This is a genomic window from Cupriavidus sp. USMAHM13 (genome assembly GCF_001854285.1).
In the GTDB taxonomy this organism is placed as follows: Bacteria; Pseudomonadota; Gammaproteobacteria; order Burkholderiales; family Burkholderiaceae; genus Cupriavidus; species Cupriavidus malaysiensis.
This window is the reverse complement of record NZ_CP017751.1, coordinates 2650544-2666007: the sequence shown is the minus strand read 5'-3', so window position 1 is coordinate 2666007 and position 15464 is coordinate 2650544. Positions and strand designations below refer to the sequence as shown.

General features: G+C 70.0%; 13 protein-coding genes. 5 read left to right on the top strand and 8 right to left on the bottom strand.

What is annotated here, in order from left to right; all coding sequences use genetic code 11:
- The first annotated feature begins 36 nt into the window (after positions 1-36).
- Together ispD and ispF are read left to right on the top strand one after the other, a co-directional pair.
- Entirely contained in the window at positions 37-792 is a 756-nt protein-coding gene (ispD, locus tag BKK81_RS11680; protein ID WP_156811246.1) for a 2-C-methyl-D-erythritol 4-phosphate cytidylyltransferase, read from the top strand.
- Positions 789-1301 (top strand): 2-C-methyl-D-erythritol 2,4-cyclodiphosphate synthase, encoded by a 513-nt coding sequence (gene ispF / locus BKK81_RS11675; RefSeq protein WP_071012991.1) that lies wholly within the window; start codon positions 789-791, stop codon positions 1299-1301. The genes ispD and ispF overlap by 4 nt, the downstream gene beginning before the upstream one ends.
- 25 nt (positions 1302-1326) lie before the next feature.
- Here the strand turns inward: ispF and BKK81_RS11670 are convergent, their stop codons facing one another.
- The 6 genes from BKK81_RS11670 to ompR all read right to left on the bottom strand — a co-directional run bounded on the left by BKK81_RS11670 (position 1327) and on the right by ompR (position 7582).
- Complete coding sequence (locus BKK81_RS11670; protein WP_071012989.1) at positions 1327-1905, bottom strand: GNAT family N-acetyltransferase; 579 nt, start codon at positions 1903-1905, stop codon at positions 1327-1329.
- A gap of 249 nt (positions 1906-2154) precedes the next feature.
- Entirely contained in the window at positions 2155-2676 is a 522-nt protein-coding gene (locus BKK81_RS11665; protein WP_071012988.1) for a carboxymuconolactone decarboxylase family protein, read from the bottom strand.
- A 139-nt stretch (positions 2677-2815) separates the two neighbouring features.
- Positions 2816-3364, bottom strand: a complete 549-nt coding sequence (locus BKK81_RS11660) for a peroxiredoxin (RefSeq protein ID WP_071012986.1) — start codon at positions 3362-3364, stop codon at positions 2816-2818.
- A 416-nt stretch (positions 3365-3780) separates the two neighbouring features.
- Positions 3781-5073, bottom strand: coding sequence for an MFS transporter (locus BKK81_RS11655; RefSeq protein WP_071012984.1), 1293 nt, complete (start codon positions 5071-5073; stop codon positions 3781-3783).
- A 353-nt stretch (positions 5074-5426) separates the two neighbouring features.
- Positions 5427-6776: an ATP-binding protein gene (locus tag BKK81_RS11650; RefSeq protein WP_071012983.1), complete on the bottom strand. Its 1350-nt coding sequence runs from the start codon at positions 6774-6776 to the stop codon at positions 5427-5429.
- Positions 6777-6859: 83 nt separating this feature from the next.
- Positions 6860-7582 (bottom strand): osmolarity response regulator transcription factor OmpR, encoded by a 723-nt coding sequence (ompR, locus tag BKK81_RS11645; protein ID WP_006576352.1) that lies wholly within the window; start codon positions 7580-7582, stop codon positions 6860-6862.
- Between the two features lie 323 nt (positions 7583-7905).
- Here ompR and BKK81_RS11640 point away from each other — a divergent pair, with 323 nt between their 5' ends.
- Positions 7906-8178: a hypothetical protein gene (locus BKK81_RS11640; protein WP_231907911.1), complete on the top strand. Its 273-nt coding sequence runs from the start codon at positions 7906-7908 to the stop codon at positions 8176-8178.
- A gap of 36 nt (positions 8179-8214) precedes the next feature.
- On the opposite strand, the gene BKK81_RS11635 is transcribed toward BKK81_RS11640, so the two are convergent.
- Positions 8215-9498 (bottom strand): Zn-dependent hydrolase, encoded by a 1284-nt coding sequence (locus tag BKK81_RS11635; protein WP_071012979.1) that lies wholly within the window; start codon positions 9496-9498, stop codon positions 8215-8217.
- Between the two features lie 221 nt (positions 9499-9719).
- Positions 9720-10556, bottom strand: coding sequence for a presqualene diphosphate synthase HpnD (gene hpnD, locus BKK81_RS11630; protein ID WP_071012977.1), 837 nt, complete (start codon positions 10554-10556; stop codon positions 9720-9722).
- Positions 10557-10932: 376 nt separating this feature from the next.
- Between hpnD and BKK81_RS11625 the strand changes: the two genes are divergently transcribed.
- Positions 10933-12210: an efflux RND transporter periplasmic adaptor subunit gene (locus BKK81_RS11625; RefSeq protein WP_071012976.1), complete on the top strand. Its 1278-nt coding sequence runs from the start codon at positions 10933-10935 to the stop codon at positions 12208-12210.
- A gap of 10 nt (positions 12211-12220) precedes the next feature.
- On the top strand, positions 12221-15409 hold the full coding sequence (locus tag BKK81_RS11620) for an efflux RND transporter permease subunit (protein WP_071012975.1): 3189 nt from the start codon (positions 12221-12223) through the stop codon (positions 15407-15409).
- Positions 15410-15464: the final 55 nt, after the last annotated feature.

Sequence of the window (15464 nt, the reverse complement as noted above, 5' to 3'; positions counted from 1 at the left end):
TTTCCCTCATCCATTGCCACGCCCAGCGTCCTGCCCGTGTCCGACCGCCGCTTCGCCCTGATCCCCTGTGCCGGTACCGGCAGCCGCGCCGGCGGTCCCTTGCCCAAGCAATACCAGACCGTCGCCGGCCGCCCCATGCTGTGGTACGCGCTGGCTGCCTTCAGCGCCTGCGAGGCCATCAGCGGCACGGCACTGGTGCTGGCCCCGGACGACATGCCGCTGGCGGCACGCTTCGGCGCCGATGCCTTTGCCGGGCTGCGTTTCGATACCGCCTTCGTGGGCGGCGATTCGCGCCACGCTTCGGTGCTGGCGGGCCTGCATCACCTGGCGCAGATGGGCGCCAGCGACCGCGACTGGGTGCTGGTGCACGACGCGGCCCGTCCCGGGCTGACGCCGACCATGATCCATACGCTGATCCGCGCGGTGGAGGGCGATGGCCCCGACGCCGCCATCGGCGGCATCCTGGCGGTGCCGGTGCCCGATACGCTGAAGCGGGCCGGCGAGGACGCGCGCATCGGCGCCACGGTGGCGCGCGATGGCCTGTGGCAGGCGCAGACGCCGCAGATGTTCCGCATCGGCGTGCTGCGCCAGGCGCTGCAGGATGCGCTGGCCGAGGGCGCGGTGGTGACCGACGAGGCCAGCGCGATCGAGCGGCTGGGCCTGCGTCCGCGCCTGGTCAACGGCTCGCTGCGCAATTTCAAGGTCACCTATCCCGAAGATTTCGCGCTGGCCGAGGTGTTGCTTGGCGACCCGGCGGCCGGCGATTCTCGCAAAGGAGCGAACCAGGCATGACACCCTTCGACATTCGCGTGGGCCAGGGCTACGACGTACACGCCCTGGTGCCGGGGCGCAAGCTGATCCTGGGCGGCGTGGAGATTCCGCACGATCGTGGCCTGCTCGGCCACTCCGATGCCGACGCGCTGCTGCACGCCATCACCGACGCGCTGTTCGGCGCGGCCGGGCTGGGCGACATCGGCCGCCATTTTCCTGACACCGATCCGCAGTTCGCCGGCGCCGACAGCCGCGTGCTGCTGCGCGAGGCGGCCCGCCGCGTGCGCGCGGCCGGCTACGAGATCGGCAACGTCGATGCCACGGTGATCGCCCAGCAGCCCAAGCTGGCGCCGCATATCGGCGCCATGGTGGACAACCTCGCGGCCGACCTCGACCTGGCGCCGGGACGTTGCAACGTCAAGGCCAAGACCAACGAGAAGCTGGGTTTCGAGGGCCGCCAGGAAGGCATCGTGGCGCAGGCCGTGGTGCTGCTGTGGCGCGGCGCACTGGCCACCAGCGCGCAGGACTGAGCGGAGCGGCGGCAGGCGCCGCCGTTCAGCTTGCCGACGTTGCCGACGCCTGGTTCTCGGCCGGCGACAGCGGATAGCTGAAGTCGATCACGCGCGCCAGAGGGCCGCTGCGTGAGCCGGCTTCGGTGCGCCGTACGAAGCCCATGCGCTCGCAAAGCTGCACGGCCGAGCGCATCTCGGGCATGGCGCGCACCAGCAGCGTGGCCGCGCCGATGTCGCGCGCACGCTGGATGCAGACCTGCATCAGCGTATGGCCCAGCCCCAGGCCGCGCGCTTCCGGACTGACCGACAGCAGCCGCGCCTCGGGCAGCGCCAGCGTGACGGTGCTGCCGTCGAGTGCCGGCAGGGTGGCGCCGGGATGGCAGAACAGCACGGCGCCGCTGATGCCGTGATCGGTCTCCGCCACCCACCATTCCATGTCGGCGCCGGACGCGGCCAGCACCGACTGCATGCCGCGCTGGAACGAGGCGCGGCAGTCTTCCATGATTTCCAGCTCGTATTGCGAGTAAGCCTGCTGCGTGACGGCGGCGATGTCGCCCCAGTCCTGCACGGTGGCGAGACGGTAGCGGAAGCGCGGGGAAGTGTGTGAGGGCAGGGAACTCATGTCGGCGGTGTGGTGGGCGCGGCGGGCGCTGTCTCCTTTTTCCTGGATTGTAGGCCGTCCGGCGCCCGCGCGCAGCCCGTCGCATGGCGTGGCACAGGGTGTCGCACACCAAGCGGCAGGTCAGCGGGTCGGCCGGGCGGCGCCGGCAAGAAAAAAACGCGCTCCCGCCAGGGGAGCGCGCTGGAGAACCGCCCGCTGCGGGGCGCCTGGCGCAAAAGCGCCGGCCCTGGGAGCCGGCGCGCGGCAGTCTTACTCGGCCGCGATCACATTGGCCGCCGCCGAGATCACGGCGGCGATGCGGCCGACGTCGCGCAGCTGCTGGGTGGTCATGCCCTGTTCGTCCTTCAGCAGCTTGTAGTGCGACTGCACGCAGAAATGGCACTTGCCGACGATGGAGGCGGCCAGCGCGTACATCTCGAAGCGGCGCTTGTCCACGCCGCCATGGGTGGCGTAGGCGTTCATGCGCAGGCCGGCCGGCTGGCTCGACAGGTCGGCGTCGCCGGCCATCTCGACGTACGGATACCAGACGTTGTTCATGCCCATCAAGGAGGCGGCGGTCAGCGCGCCGTTGGTTTCCTCGGGGGACAGCACACCGGCGTTGCGGATGGCGTCCACGATGATCTTGCTCTTGGCGGCGAAGGCGGCTGCCAGGGCCACGCCGACCGCGTCATTGCCTTCCAGCGAGGAGCGGGCGATGGTGCCGTCCACGTTCAGGCGGATGTCCTTGGCGTAGTCGGGGATGAGATTCTTGATCGTCGCGAGGAATTCCATAAAATTCTCCTATCGTTCGGGGCTCAAAAAACCCGCATCAGCGGGTTTGGCTGCACGGGGCGGGGCCCCGCGCAGCCGCATCGCGTACGGCTGCCGGCAGGGCATGCCGGCAGCGCGCGGCTGCATCGCCTGGCTGTGATTACAGCGTGGCGCCGCCGACAGCGCGGTTGCAGGGGCACAGCTCGTCGGTTTGCAGGCCGTCCAGGATACGCAGGACTTCGTCCGGGTTGCGGCCGACGTTCAGGTTGTTCACCGACACGTGCTGGATCACGTTGTGCGGGTCGACCACGAAGGTGGCGCGCAGGGCAACGCCGGCTTCCTTGTCACGCACGCCCAGCTGGTCGACCAGCGAACCGGTCACGTCGGCGAATTGCCACTGGTTCAGCTTGTTCAGGTCCTTGTGTTCGCGGCGCCATGCCAGCTTGACGAACTCGTTGTCGGTCGAGCCGCCCAGCACGATGGCGTCACGGTCGGCGAAGTCGTTGTTCAGCTTGGCGAAGGCCACGATTTCGGTCGGGCACACGAAGGTGAAGTCCTTCGGGTAGAAGTAGATGATCTTCCACTTGCCTTCGAACGACTTCTCGTTGATGTCTTCGAAGGCCGACTGACCGTTCTCTTCGTGGTTGTTGAAACCCGGCTTGACGCCGACGACGTTGAAGGCTTCGAGCTTGTCACCAACGGTCTTCATAGACACTTCTCCTGATTGGGTTAAGAGAGACGCACGCGATGCGCGGTCCGGCCTGGCCGGCCTGGGCTGCGCAATGCAATGAGTGCTGATTATGCGTCATCCCGGCCGGCGGGGCTAATTGATATTCTCAAACAGGGCGATAGGCAGGCGTGTGACAGGATGCGGAATCGCGGCGAAGCGTGCGGTTTCCAGCACCGGCGGGACGGCGGCGGGCGCATGCCCGGGTCTGGCGCGGAGGGTCGCGCTGCACTGCGGGAGGCCGGGAGCCGGGGGAGGGGCGGCGCCGATGGCGCCAGCCCCTGTCCGTTCGGAAGGGATCCGGCAGGGAAGCGGAAGGGAAGCGGCAGGGAAGCGGAAGGGAGAGGGCGCGAGCGGCGCACCGGCGTGCGCCGCCCGTTCGTCCGGTCCGCCTGACTTCAGGCCGTCTGCAGCGCCGATTGCTGGCGGCCGCGGCGCAAGATGGTGAGGGTGGCGATCAGGCCGCACACCGCGGCGAAGGTCAGCCACAGGCCGGGGGCGGCCTTGTTGCCAGTGGCGTGGATCAGGTAGGTCGAGATGGCCGGGGTGAAGCCGCCGAACAGCGCGGTAGCCAGGCTGTAGGCCAGCGAGAAGCCGGCGGTGCGCACGGCCGGGGGCATCACTTCGGTCAGCGTCACCACCATGGCGCCGTTATAGCTGCCGTACAGGAAGGACAGCCACAACTCCACCATCAGCAGGCGGCCGAAGGAGGGCTCGGCGACCAGCCACGATACGGCCGGGTAGGCGGTCAGGATGGTGGCGGCGGTGAAGAACACCAGCAGCGGCTTGCGGCCCAGCCGGTCCGACACGGCGCCCATCAGCGGCAGCCAGATGAAGTTGGACAGGCCCACGCACATCGTCACGATCAGGTTGTCGACGTCGTCCAGCTTGAGCACGGTCTTGCCGAAGGTCGGGGTGTAGGCGGTGATCATGTAGAACGACACCGTGGTCATCACCACCAGCATGCAGCCGGCCAGGATGATGCCCCAGTTCTCGGCCATCGAGCGGTAGATCTCGCCCACGCTCGGACGGTGCTTGCGCTGCTTGAATTCCTCGGTTTCTTCCAGCGAGCGGCGGATGATGAAGAGGAAGGGCACGATCATGCAGCCGATCAAGAAGGGCACGCGCCAGCCCCAGGAGGTCATCTGCTCGGGGGCCAGGGTGGAGTGCAGCACGACGCCCAGCAGGCCGGCGAAGATCACCGCCACTTGCTGGCTGGCCGACTGCCACGCCACGTAGAAGCCTTTCTGGCCGGGCTTGGCGATCTCGGACAGGTAGACCGAGACACCGCCCAGTTCCACGCCCGCCGAGAAGCCCTGCAGCAGCCGGCCGAACAGCACCAGCAGCGGCGCGGCGACGCCGATGGTCGCGTAGCCGGGCACCAGCGCGATCAGCAGCGTGCCCATGGCCATCAGCATCAGCGTGACGATCAGGCCCTTGCGGCGGCCGTGGTGGTCGATGTAGGCGCCGAGGAAGATGGCGCCGAGGGGGCGCATCAGGAAGCCGGCCCCGAAGGTGGCCAGCGACAGCATCAGCGAGGCGAACTCGCTGTGCGCCGGGAAGAACGCCTTGGCGATGGCGGCGGCATAGAAGCCGTACACCATGAAGTCGTACATTTCCAGGAAGTTGCCGCTGACCACGCGGAATACCGTGCGGAACCCGGATTGACTATGGGTGGGGGTAGCTGACATGACTGTCTCTCCAACGCTCCCGGTGGGTTCCGGGGGCCTGTTTTCTGAGGTGCGCGTGGTCCGCGCGGATCTTGCTGCGGGCGTTGGCCGGAGGCCGGTGGAGACGTGGTGTCTGGCGCCCGCTGCGGTGTGCGGCAAGTGTGCGCCCAGTCGCTGTCAATTCGCTGTCAAAGCCCTTTCAACTCCCTATCATAGGCTGTCAAAAGCCTGTCAGCGGGGGAGGAAAGTGGGGGTTGACCGTCCTCGCGCGGCAGGGAGTGCCGCGCGAGGCGCATTTGGAAGCTGCGGGGGAGATCGGGGCGACAAGGCCGCGCGGGAAAGCGGCCGCGCGGCACCGGTGGGCTCAGGCGCGCTCAGGCGCGCCGGAAACAGGCGCTGACCACCAGCCCGGTGGCGGGCGGCGGGCGGTTGGCGAGCAGCAGGCGGCCGCCGCTGCGCTGCAGGATGCGGTTGACGATGGACATCCCCAGCCCCGTGCCCTTGGCTTCGCTGCGCGCGCTGTCGAGGCGGTAGAAGGGCCGCGTGAGCAGGGTGAGCTGCGACTCGGGCACGCCGCCGCCGTGGTCGGCCACTGTCAGCACGGCTTCCTTGTCCTGCACGTGGGTGCTGATCTCCACCTCGGCCATGCCGCTGTCCTCGTCCTTGCCGTAGCGGCGCGCATTCTCCACCAGGTTGTCGAGAATGCGCTGGATCTCCATGCGGCTGGCCACGGCCATCACCGGCTCGCTGGCCCGCACGCGCACGCGCACGTCGTCGTGCGCGGCATAGACGCCCACCGCTTCCTGCACCAGCGCCGACAGGTCGACCGGCTCGGCGCTTTCCTGGGGCGGGCGCGCATAGTTGAGGAACTGGCCGATGATGGCATCCATCTGCTCGATGTCGGCGATCATCGCGTCGCGCGTGGCTTCGTCGGCCGGCGACAGCTCGGTCTCGAGCCGCAGCCGCGTCAGCGGGGTGCGCAGGTCGTGCGAGATGCCGGCCAGCATCACCGCGCGGTCGTCGTCGAGCTGGCGCAGGTCACGCACCATCTGGTTGAAGCTGTGGTTGGCCTGCGCCACTTCGCTGGCGCCGTGCTCGGGCAGCGGCGGCGGGTCGCCGCCGGCACCGATGGCGCGCGCGGCGTTGGCCAGGCGCTTGAGCGGGTAGTTGACGCGCGCGGTGATGAAGGCCGCGCCGAAGATCGACAGCAGCAGCGCGGCCACGCTCCACCACAGCCACTGCACGCCCGACACGCGCTCGAAGCGTTCCGGGCTGATCGCCACCCAGTAATCATCCCCCTCGATCTCGAAGCTGACCCAGATGCCCGGGATGTCGTTGACCGTGGTGGCGATGACGGTGTCCTCGCCCAGCCGGTTGCGGATCTCCTGCTGCACCAGCTGGGTCAGGAAGGGATTGGCGTTCGGGACCTTGAAGTCGTCTTCTTTCTCGCGCGGGTAGACCTTGATGCCTTCGTTCTGCACCAGGTCGAGCAGCAGGAAGCGCCGGCGCGCGGGGTCGGAGTAGAGCAGGGCCGCGCGCGTCAGCTTGACCACGCTGACCACCTGCATCGCCACCTGCTGGGCGCGCGGGGCGCGCTCGAACAGGCGGTAGCTCTGGAACCAGATGACCAGCGACAGTGCCAGCAGCAGGGCGATCAGCATGAAGGTCCGCCAGAACAGCGAACCGAAGAAGCGCGTGGCCGTGCGGCTGAGGGCAGTCGCCACGATGGAAGGGGCCGGAAGGGAAGCGGTTGTTGGTCAGCGCGAAGCGGGCCGGTCGCCGGCGTACCTGGGTACGCCGGGCCGGATCACTTGACGCCGTCGGGGATGAAGACGTAGCCGAGGCCCCAGACCGTCTGGATGAAGCGCGGGTTGCCCGGGTCCGGTTCGATCAGCTTGCGCAGGCGCGAGATCTGCACGTCCAGGCTGCGATCGAACACCTCGTACTCGCGGCCGCGCGCCATTTCCATCAGCTTCTCGCGTGACAGCGGCTGGCGCGGATGGCGGGCGAACACCTTCAGTACCGAGAACTCGCCGGTGGTGAGGGTGATTTCCTCGTCGTTCTTGGTCAGCGTGCGGGTGGCCAGGTTGAGGACGAAGTCGCCGAAGGCGAAGGTTTCCGGCGTCTCGGACGGCGCGCCCGGGACTTCGGCCGGGCCCTTGCGGCGCAGCACGGCGTGGATGCGCGCGATCAGCTCGCGCGGGTTGAACGGCTTGGGCAGGTAGTCGTCGGCGCCCATTTCGAGGCCGACGATGCGGTCGACATCCTCGCCCTTGGCGGTCAGCATGATGATGGGCGTCTGGTCGTTGGCACCGCGCAGCCGGCGGCAGATCGACAGGCCGTCTTCGCCGGGCATCATCAGGTCGAGCACCAGCAGGTCGAAGCGTTCGCGCAGCCAGAGCTTGTTCATGGCGGTGGCGTTCTCCGCCACCAGCACCGTGAAGCCCTGCTCGCCCAGATAGCGGCGCAGCAGGTCGCGCAGACGCGGATCATCGTCCACGACAAGAATCTTGTGGCTGGTATTTTCCATGGCGGTATCTTAGCGACTCTCGCTTTCGCTCAAAATGGCTTAACAAAACGTTACATACTTTACCCCGACGTATGGCAGCGCGCAGGGGTGCCACCCTTACACTGCTGCGCATACCGCTCCCGCGCCCATGGCGCGTTGGCGCGCCGGTACGCGGATTCCAGCCCGCACGGTGCGCCAGGGGAGGCCGGATTCCCGGCTTGCGGCGGCATGGATGCCGCCATTATGCCAAGCCAAAACCGCCATTATCGATGAAAGTGAACCGCAATCGGCCCTGGCTTGCCTTGCGTCGCGCGGTCGGCGCACGCTTGTGCTTCGCGCTGGCCATGACGGCACTGTTCGCCTGCCCCGGCGCCCAGGCCCAGTCCGCCGGCATCAGCCGCTTGCTGCATGGCGGCGACGCTCGTGCCGAACGGCTGCGCAAGCACGAGGGCCGGCGCCCGCCCGAGCGGGAGCGGCGGCGCTTCGAGCGCGACAACGGCGAGCGCAGTGAACGCGGCGCCCGCGGCGACCGTGGTGAGCGGCTCTCTCCTGACGAACGCCGCCGCTTGCGGCAGAACCTCTACGACCTCGGCCGGGAAATGTACGGCGGCGCCTGAGCGCCGCGCCGCGGCATCGGGTCGCGCCCGCGCGCCTCAGGCGTCCTGGCGCGGCTGGAAGTGGCGCAGGAAGTCCACCAGTACTTCGGCCGCGAGCTGGGCGTCCTCGGCCGTGATGGTCTCCAGCGGATTGTGGCTGATGCCGCCGTTGCCGCAGCGCACGAACAACATGGCGATGTCGGTGATGCGCTGCATCATCATGGCGTCGTGCCCGGCGCCCGACGGCAGCTCGAAGGCCTGCAGGCCGCGCTTGGCCAGCACGGTGGCGAACTGGTCCATCAGCCAGCGGGCGCAGGGGGCGTTGTTGACGGGGGTGACGCGCTCCACCTGGGCGCTGACGCCGCGCCGCGCGGCGATGCGCTCGATGCCGGCCAGGATGTCGGCGATGGCCGCCTCGCGGATGCCGTCCTCGCCGGCGCGGATGTCCATCGAGAAATGGCAGGCGCCGGGAATCACATTGCTCGAACCGTTCGGCACCTCCAGCTGCCCCACCGTGCCGACCAGGGACGCTACCTCGCCGCAGCGCGCTTCCACCAGCAGCACCATCTCGGCGGCGGCCGCCGCCGCATCGGCGCGCAGGTTCATCGGCGTGGTGCCGGCGTGGCTGGCGGTGCCGCCGACGCGCACCTGGAAGCGGCTGCTGCCGGCGATCTGGGTCACCACGCCGAGCGGCAGGCCGTGGTGCAGCAGCACCGGCCCTTGCTCGATGTGCACCTCGATGAAGCCCAGCAGGCTGGCCGGATCGACGGCCGCGGCCGCCAGCGCGGCGGCAGCGCCGCCGCCGGGCAGGCCCGAGCCCGCCAGCGCTTCGCCCAGCGAGATGCCGGCAGTGTCGTGGCGCTCCAGCAGGGCCGGGTCGAAGCGGCCGGCCAGCACGCTGCTGGCCAGGAAACTCGTCTTGAAACGCAGGCCTTCCTCTTCGGCGAAGGCCACCACCTCGAAATGGTAGGGCAGGCGGATGCCGGCGCGATGCAGCGCGTCGACCACCGCGATCGGCAGCAGGATGCCCAGGCGGCCGTCGTAGCGGCCGCCGTTGCGGACCGTGTCGAAGTGCGAGCCGGTCATCAGCACGCGCGCGCCGGGGCCGGCCTCGGCCGCCGCCGCATAGCGGCCGATCACGTTGCCGATGGCGTCGACGCGCACGTCCATGCCGGCGGCCGCCATCCACTCGGCCAGCAGGGCCTGGGCGGCGCGGTGGGCGGGCGTCAGGTAGGCGCAGGTGAGGCCGCCCTCCATGTCGGAATGGCGGGCGAGCTGGTCGGCGCGGTCGAGGATGGCCTGGCCCAGGGAGGGCAGGGATGCGGTCGGGGAGGCTGGCATGGCGGTGTCGGGAACTTCGGGGGTGGACTTTGCGGGGCAGGACCGGGGCGGCACGGTGACGGCCAGGGCAGGCTGCCCGGGCCGCCAGCGCCGCCGGGGCCATCGTGGTGCCGCGGCGCTGTGGCGCAAACGGCCATTTTGCCAGTGCTTGGTGCCAGCGTGGGGAGATTCCGGCGCGTGCGCCGGCCGGCGGTGGCCCGGTGTCGGGGCCCGGCGCCGGCTCAGCGGTTGGCCAGCCAGGTCTTCCAGGCGATCCAGAGCTTGCGCAGCGGCGTCAGGCCGATGCGCTGGTGCAGCACCTGGAAGCCGCTGGCCTCGATTTCATCGAGCAGCGTGTGGTAGATCGCCCCCATCACCAGGCCGGCGCGCTGGGCGCGGCGGTCGGCGCGCGGCAGCAGCTCGAGCGCTTCGCGGTACAGCGCGCGGGCACGGCCGGCGTGGTACTGCATCAGCGCGGTGAAGCGCTCCGAGTAGACGCCCTTGAGGACCTCGGAGGCCGGCACCTCGAAGCGCTGCAGCGTGTTGACCGGCAGGTAGATGCGGCCGCGCCGGGCATCCTCGCCCACGTCGCGCAGGATATTGACCAGCTGCAGCGACTGGCCGAGTTTTTCGGCGAACTCGAGCGTGCGGGCATCGGTGTAGCCGAAGATGCGCGCGCTCATCACGCCGACCACGCCGGCCACGCAGTGGCAATAGCGCGTGAGGCCGATCTCGTCGAGATAGCGTGACTGCGTGAGGTCCATCTCCATGCCGTCCAGCACCTCGCCCAGCTCGCCCGCCTGCAGGCCGCAGGCCGTCAGGTGGGGCTGCAACGCCTGCGTGACGGGATGGCTGGGCTTGCCGTCGAACAGGCGCGCCAGTTCGGCGCGCCACCAGTCCAGCCGCTGGTGCGCCACGCCGGCGTCCTGGGGGTCGTCGACCACGTCATCGACCTCGCGGCACCAGGCGTAGAGCGCGGTGATGGCGCGCCGGCGCTCGGCCGGCAGGAACAGGAAGCTGTAATAGAAACTGGAGCCGCTCTGGGCGGCCTTGTCTTGGCAATACTGGTCGGGCGTCACGCCAGGCTCGTGTGGGTGGTGTGGGGGCGGGCGCGCGGCGGCGGGGGCGTCAGCGCGTGCGTCGAGAGACGGCGCCGGCACATGGCGGCCGTGGCGTCCGCCGCCCGGGATAGGGAAACGGGCCGGATTGTAGCACCGCCGCCACCTTGCCCGGAGCGCGCAGGCGGCCCCCGGCCGGCCCGCGCTCGGGGCGGGTGTGGCTGCCGGCACCCGTTGCCGGCGCTGCCTGTCGTTTGACGCACCCGGCACGGCTCGCTATATTACTGACCGCAAAGTTAGTTATGCGGACCGGCCTCCCCGGCGGTCCTGCCCACCGCGGCCGGCGCCGCGGCCAACCGGGCCCGCTCGTGGCCCGTCTCGGATCTGAAGCTCACCCATGCCAGTGTCTTGTCCCGGGCCGGACGCCGCGGCCGAAGTCGAGGTTTGCCCCGTTTCCTTTTCTGTTGCGTCGCAGGAAAGTCCGCCTGCCGGCGGCGCCAGGCCGCGCCGGCGCGTGGCCGGCCGGCTGCTCGCCTTGGCCGTGTCCGGCCTGGCCTTGCTGGCTTCCGGCTGCGGCAAGCAACCGGCGCCGGCCGAGGTGGTACGCCCGGTGCGGCTGCTGCAGGTGCGCGCGGATGCGGGCAGCACCGCGCTGTCGTTTTCCGGCGAGGTGCGGCCGCGGGTGGAGTCGCGCCTGGGCTTCCGCGTGGCCGGCAAGATCGCGGCGCGCCTGGTCGACGCCGGCGCCACCGTGCATCGCGGCCAGCCGCTGGCACGGCTGGACGTGACCGACCTCGGCCTGGCGGAGGCCGGCGCGCGCGCGCAGTTCGATGCGGCCAAGACCGACCGCGACCTGGCCGCGTCCGACATGAAGCGCTACGACGAGCTGTTCGCCAAGGGCTTTATCAGCGCGGCCGAGCAGCACCGCCGCCGCGCCACCCTGGACGCCGCCGAGTCCAAGCTGCGCCAGGCCCAGGCCAGCCTGCGCAACCAGGCCAACCAGACCGGCTACGGCGTGCTGCATGCCGATGCCGACGGCGTGGTCACCGCCATCGATGCCGAAGTCGGGCAGGTGGTCAGCCCCGGACAGTCGGTGATCCGCGTGGCGCAGACCGCCGAGAAGGAGGTGGCGATCGGCCTGCCGGAAGACCAGGTGGACGCGCTGCGCGGCATCACCGAGGTCAGCGTCCATACCTGGGCCGAACCGGGCCGCGTCATGGCCGGCCGGGTGCGGGAGATCGCCGGCGCGGCCGATCCGGTCACCCGCACCTATGCCACACGCGTCAGCATTCCGGCGGCCCCGGCGGACCTGAAACTGGGCATGACCGCCGTCGTCACCTTCGAGCGCGACGGGCCGGCACCGGTGATCCGCGTGCCGCTCACGGCGCTGTACCAGAGCGGCGGGCGCGACCAGGTGTGGATCTACGAGCCCGGCCGCGACGGCTCCGGTACCGGCACGGTGCGGCCGGTGCCGGTGGTGCTGGGGGCGCCGGAGGGTAACGACGTGGTGGTGAGCCGCGGGCTGGCGGCCGGCCAGCGCGTGGTGACGGCCGGCGTGCACCTGCTCAAGCCGGGGCAGATGGTCAAGCCGCTGCAGGGCATGGCGCCTGCCGTATCTCCCGCCGTATCTCCCGCCGCAGCGCCGGCATCGGCCGCCGCCGGCGCGCGCGGCTGAGGGCCCGGCGATGGAACATTCACGCTTCAACCTGTCGCGCTGGGCGCTGGAGCACCAGCCGCTGACGCGCTACCTGCTGGTGGTGCTGATGATCGCCGGCATGCTGGCCTTCTTCCGCCTGGGCCAGGATGAGGACCCGCCCTTCACCTTCCGCGTGATGGTGGTGCAGGCCTACTGGCCGGGCGCCACGGCCGAGCAGATCGCCGTGCAGGTGACCGACAAGATCGAGCGCCAGCTGCAGGAGGTGCCCTACGCGGACAAGATCCGCAGCTTCTCCAAGCCCGGCGAAACCACCATCATCTTCCAGCTCAAGGACACCTCGCCGGCGGCCGATACCGCGCGCATCTGGTACACCGTGCGCAAGAAGGTGGGGGATATCGCCCCGACGCTGCCGGCCGGGGTGCGCGGCCCCTTCTTCAACGACGAGTTCGGCGACGTCTACGGCTCTATCTACGCGCTGTCCTCGGATGGCTTCAACTACAAGGAACTGCGCGAGTATGCCGACCTGGTGCGCCAGCAACTGCTGCGCGTGCCGTCCGTGGCCAAGGTATCGCTGCTGGGGCTGCAGGACGAGAAGGTCTATATCGACTTCAACCAGACGCGGCTGGCCCAGCTCGGCCTGGACATCAATGCCATCGCCGACCAGATCGGCCAGCAGAACAACCTGAACGGCAGCGGCGTGCTGGTCACGCCCACCGACAACGTGCAGGTGCGCGTGTCCGGCCAGTTCGGCAACGTGGCCGACCTGGAGAAGCTGGTGCTGCGCGGTCCCGACGGCGTGGCCAATATCCGCCTGGGCGACATCGCGCACGTCTACCGCGGCTACGTTGATCCGCCGCAGGGCAAGATGCGCTTCAACGGCAAGGAGGTGATCGGCCTGGGCATCTCGATGGCCAAGGGCGGCGACATCATCGCCCTGGGCAAGGACCTGCGCCAGACCATGGACACGCTGCGCGCGCAGCTGCCGGTGGGCGTGGAGATCAACCAGGTGCAGGACCAGCCCGAGGCGGTGCAGCACTCGGTGGGCGAGTTCGTGCACGTGCTGATCGAGGCCGTGGTGGTGGTGCTGGGCGTCAGCTTCCTCTCGCTGGGCCTGCACCGGCGCCCGCTGCGGCTGGACCCGCGCCCGGGCCTGGTGGTGGCGCTGACCATCCCGCTGGTGCTGGCGGTGACCTTCCTCTTCATGGCGATGTTCGGCATCGGCCTGCACAAGATCTCGCTGGGCGCGCTGATCGTGGCCCTGGGCCTGCTGGTGGACGATGCCATCATCGCGGTCGAGATGATGGTGCGCAAGCTGGAGCAGGGCCTGTCCAAGATGGACGCGGCCACCTATGCCTACAGCTCCACGGCGATGCCGATGCTGACCGGCACGCTGATCACCGCGGCCGGCTTCCTGCCGGTGGGGCTGGCCCGCTCGACGGTGGGCGAGTACACCTTCGCCATCTTCGCGGTGACGGCGCTGGCGCTGGTGCTGTCCTGGCTGGCGGCGGTGTACTTCACGCCCTACCTGGGCTACTTGCTGCTGAAGACGCGCCCGGCCGCGGCGGCCGGCGGCGGCGCGCCGGGCGGCGAGCATGAAGTCTTCGACACCCCGCTGTACGAGCGTTTCCGGCGCGTGGTCGACTGGTGCGTGACCTGGCGCAAATCGGTCATCGCGGTCACGCTGGCGCTGTTCGCGCTGGGCCTGTACGCCTTCCAGTTCGTCGAGCGCCAGTTCTTCCCCGACTCCAGCCGTCCCGAGCTGATGGTGGAGCTGTGGCTGCCCGAGGGCGCCAGCTTCGCCCAGACCGAGGCCGAGGCCAAGCGCTTCGAGCGCGCGCTGCGCGGCGATGCGCAGATCGAAAGCGTGACGACCTTCGTCGGCAGCGGCACGCCGCGTTTCTACCTGCCGCTGGACCAGATCTTCCCGCAGAGCAATGTGGCGCAGCTGATCGTGATGCCGACCAGCCTGGCCGAGCGCGCGGCGCTGCGGGCGCGCCTGCAGCGCCTGCTGGCCACCGACTTCGCCCAGCTGCGCGGGCGCGTCAAGCTGCTGCCGAACGGCCCGCCGGTGGCCTATCCGGTGCAGTTCCGCGTGATCGGGCCGGAGGCGGCCGGGGTGCGGCGCCTGGCGGATCAGGTGCGCGCGCAGATGGAAGCCAACCCCAACACCGTCGGCGTCAACGACAACTGGAACGAGAGCGTCAAGATGCTGCGCCTGGAAGTGGACCAGGACAAGGCGCGTGCGCTCGGCGTGACCACCGGTGCCATCGCGCGGGCCACGCAGACGGTGCTGAGCGGCGTGACGGTGGGCCAGTACCGCGATGGCGACAAGCTGATCGACATCGTCATGCGTGCCGCGCGCGACGAGCGCGATGCCATGTCGGACCTGAACAATGCGCTGGTGCCGACCACCAGCGGCCGCGTGGTGCCGCTCACGCAGCTGGCCCGCATCACGCTGCGCTCGGAGCCGGGCGTGGTGTGGCGCGAGAACCGCGACTTCGGCGTGACCGTGCAGGCCGACGTGGCCGACGGCATCCAGGGCCCGACCGTGGCCGCCCAGCTCAAGCCCGGGCTGGACAAGCTGCGCGCCGGGCTGCCGGCCGGCTACCGCATCGAAGTGGCCGGCGCCGAGGAGGAAAGCGGCAAGGCGGTGGGCTCGATCGCGGCGCAGATGCCGCTGTGCCTGTTCCTGATCTTCACCCTGCTGATGTTGCAGATGCACAGCTTCTCGCGCGCGCTGATGGTCTTCCTGACCGGCCCGCTCGGCCTGATCGGCGCCGCCGGCACGCTGCTGCTGCTGCGCGCGCCGATGGGCTTCGTGGCGCAGCTCGGCATCACTGCGCTGCTGGGCATGATCATCCGCAACTCGGTGATCCTGGTCGACCAGATCGAGCAGGACCGGCGCGCCGGCGTGCCGGCCTGGAACGCCATCGTCGAATCGGCGGTGCGCCGCTGCCGGCCCATCGTGCTGACCGCGGCGGCGGCCGTGCTGGCCATGATCCCGCTGTCGCGCTCGGTGTTCTGGGGGCCGATGGCGGTGGCCATCATGGGCGGCCTGATCGTGGCCACGGTGCTGACGCTGCTGTTCCTGCCGGCGCTGTACGCGGCCTGGTTCCGCGTGCGGCGCCCGGAAGACGAGGGCACGCACGCGTCCGCCACCGCCCGCGGGCAGCGCCCGGCGGGGGGCGCCGCCGCACCGGAGCCGGCGCAGGGCTGAAGCGGTAGTGCAGACGGAGGCGGGCATCGGCCTGCCGCTGCCGCGCCGGCCGCCG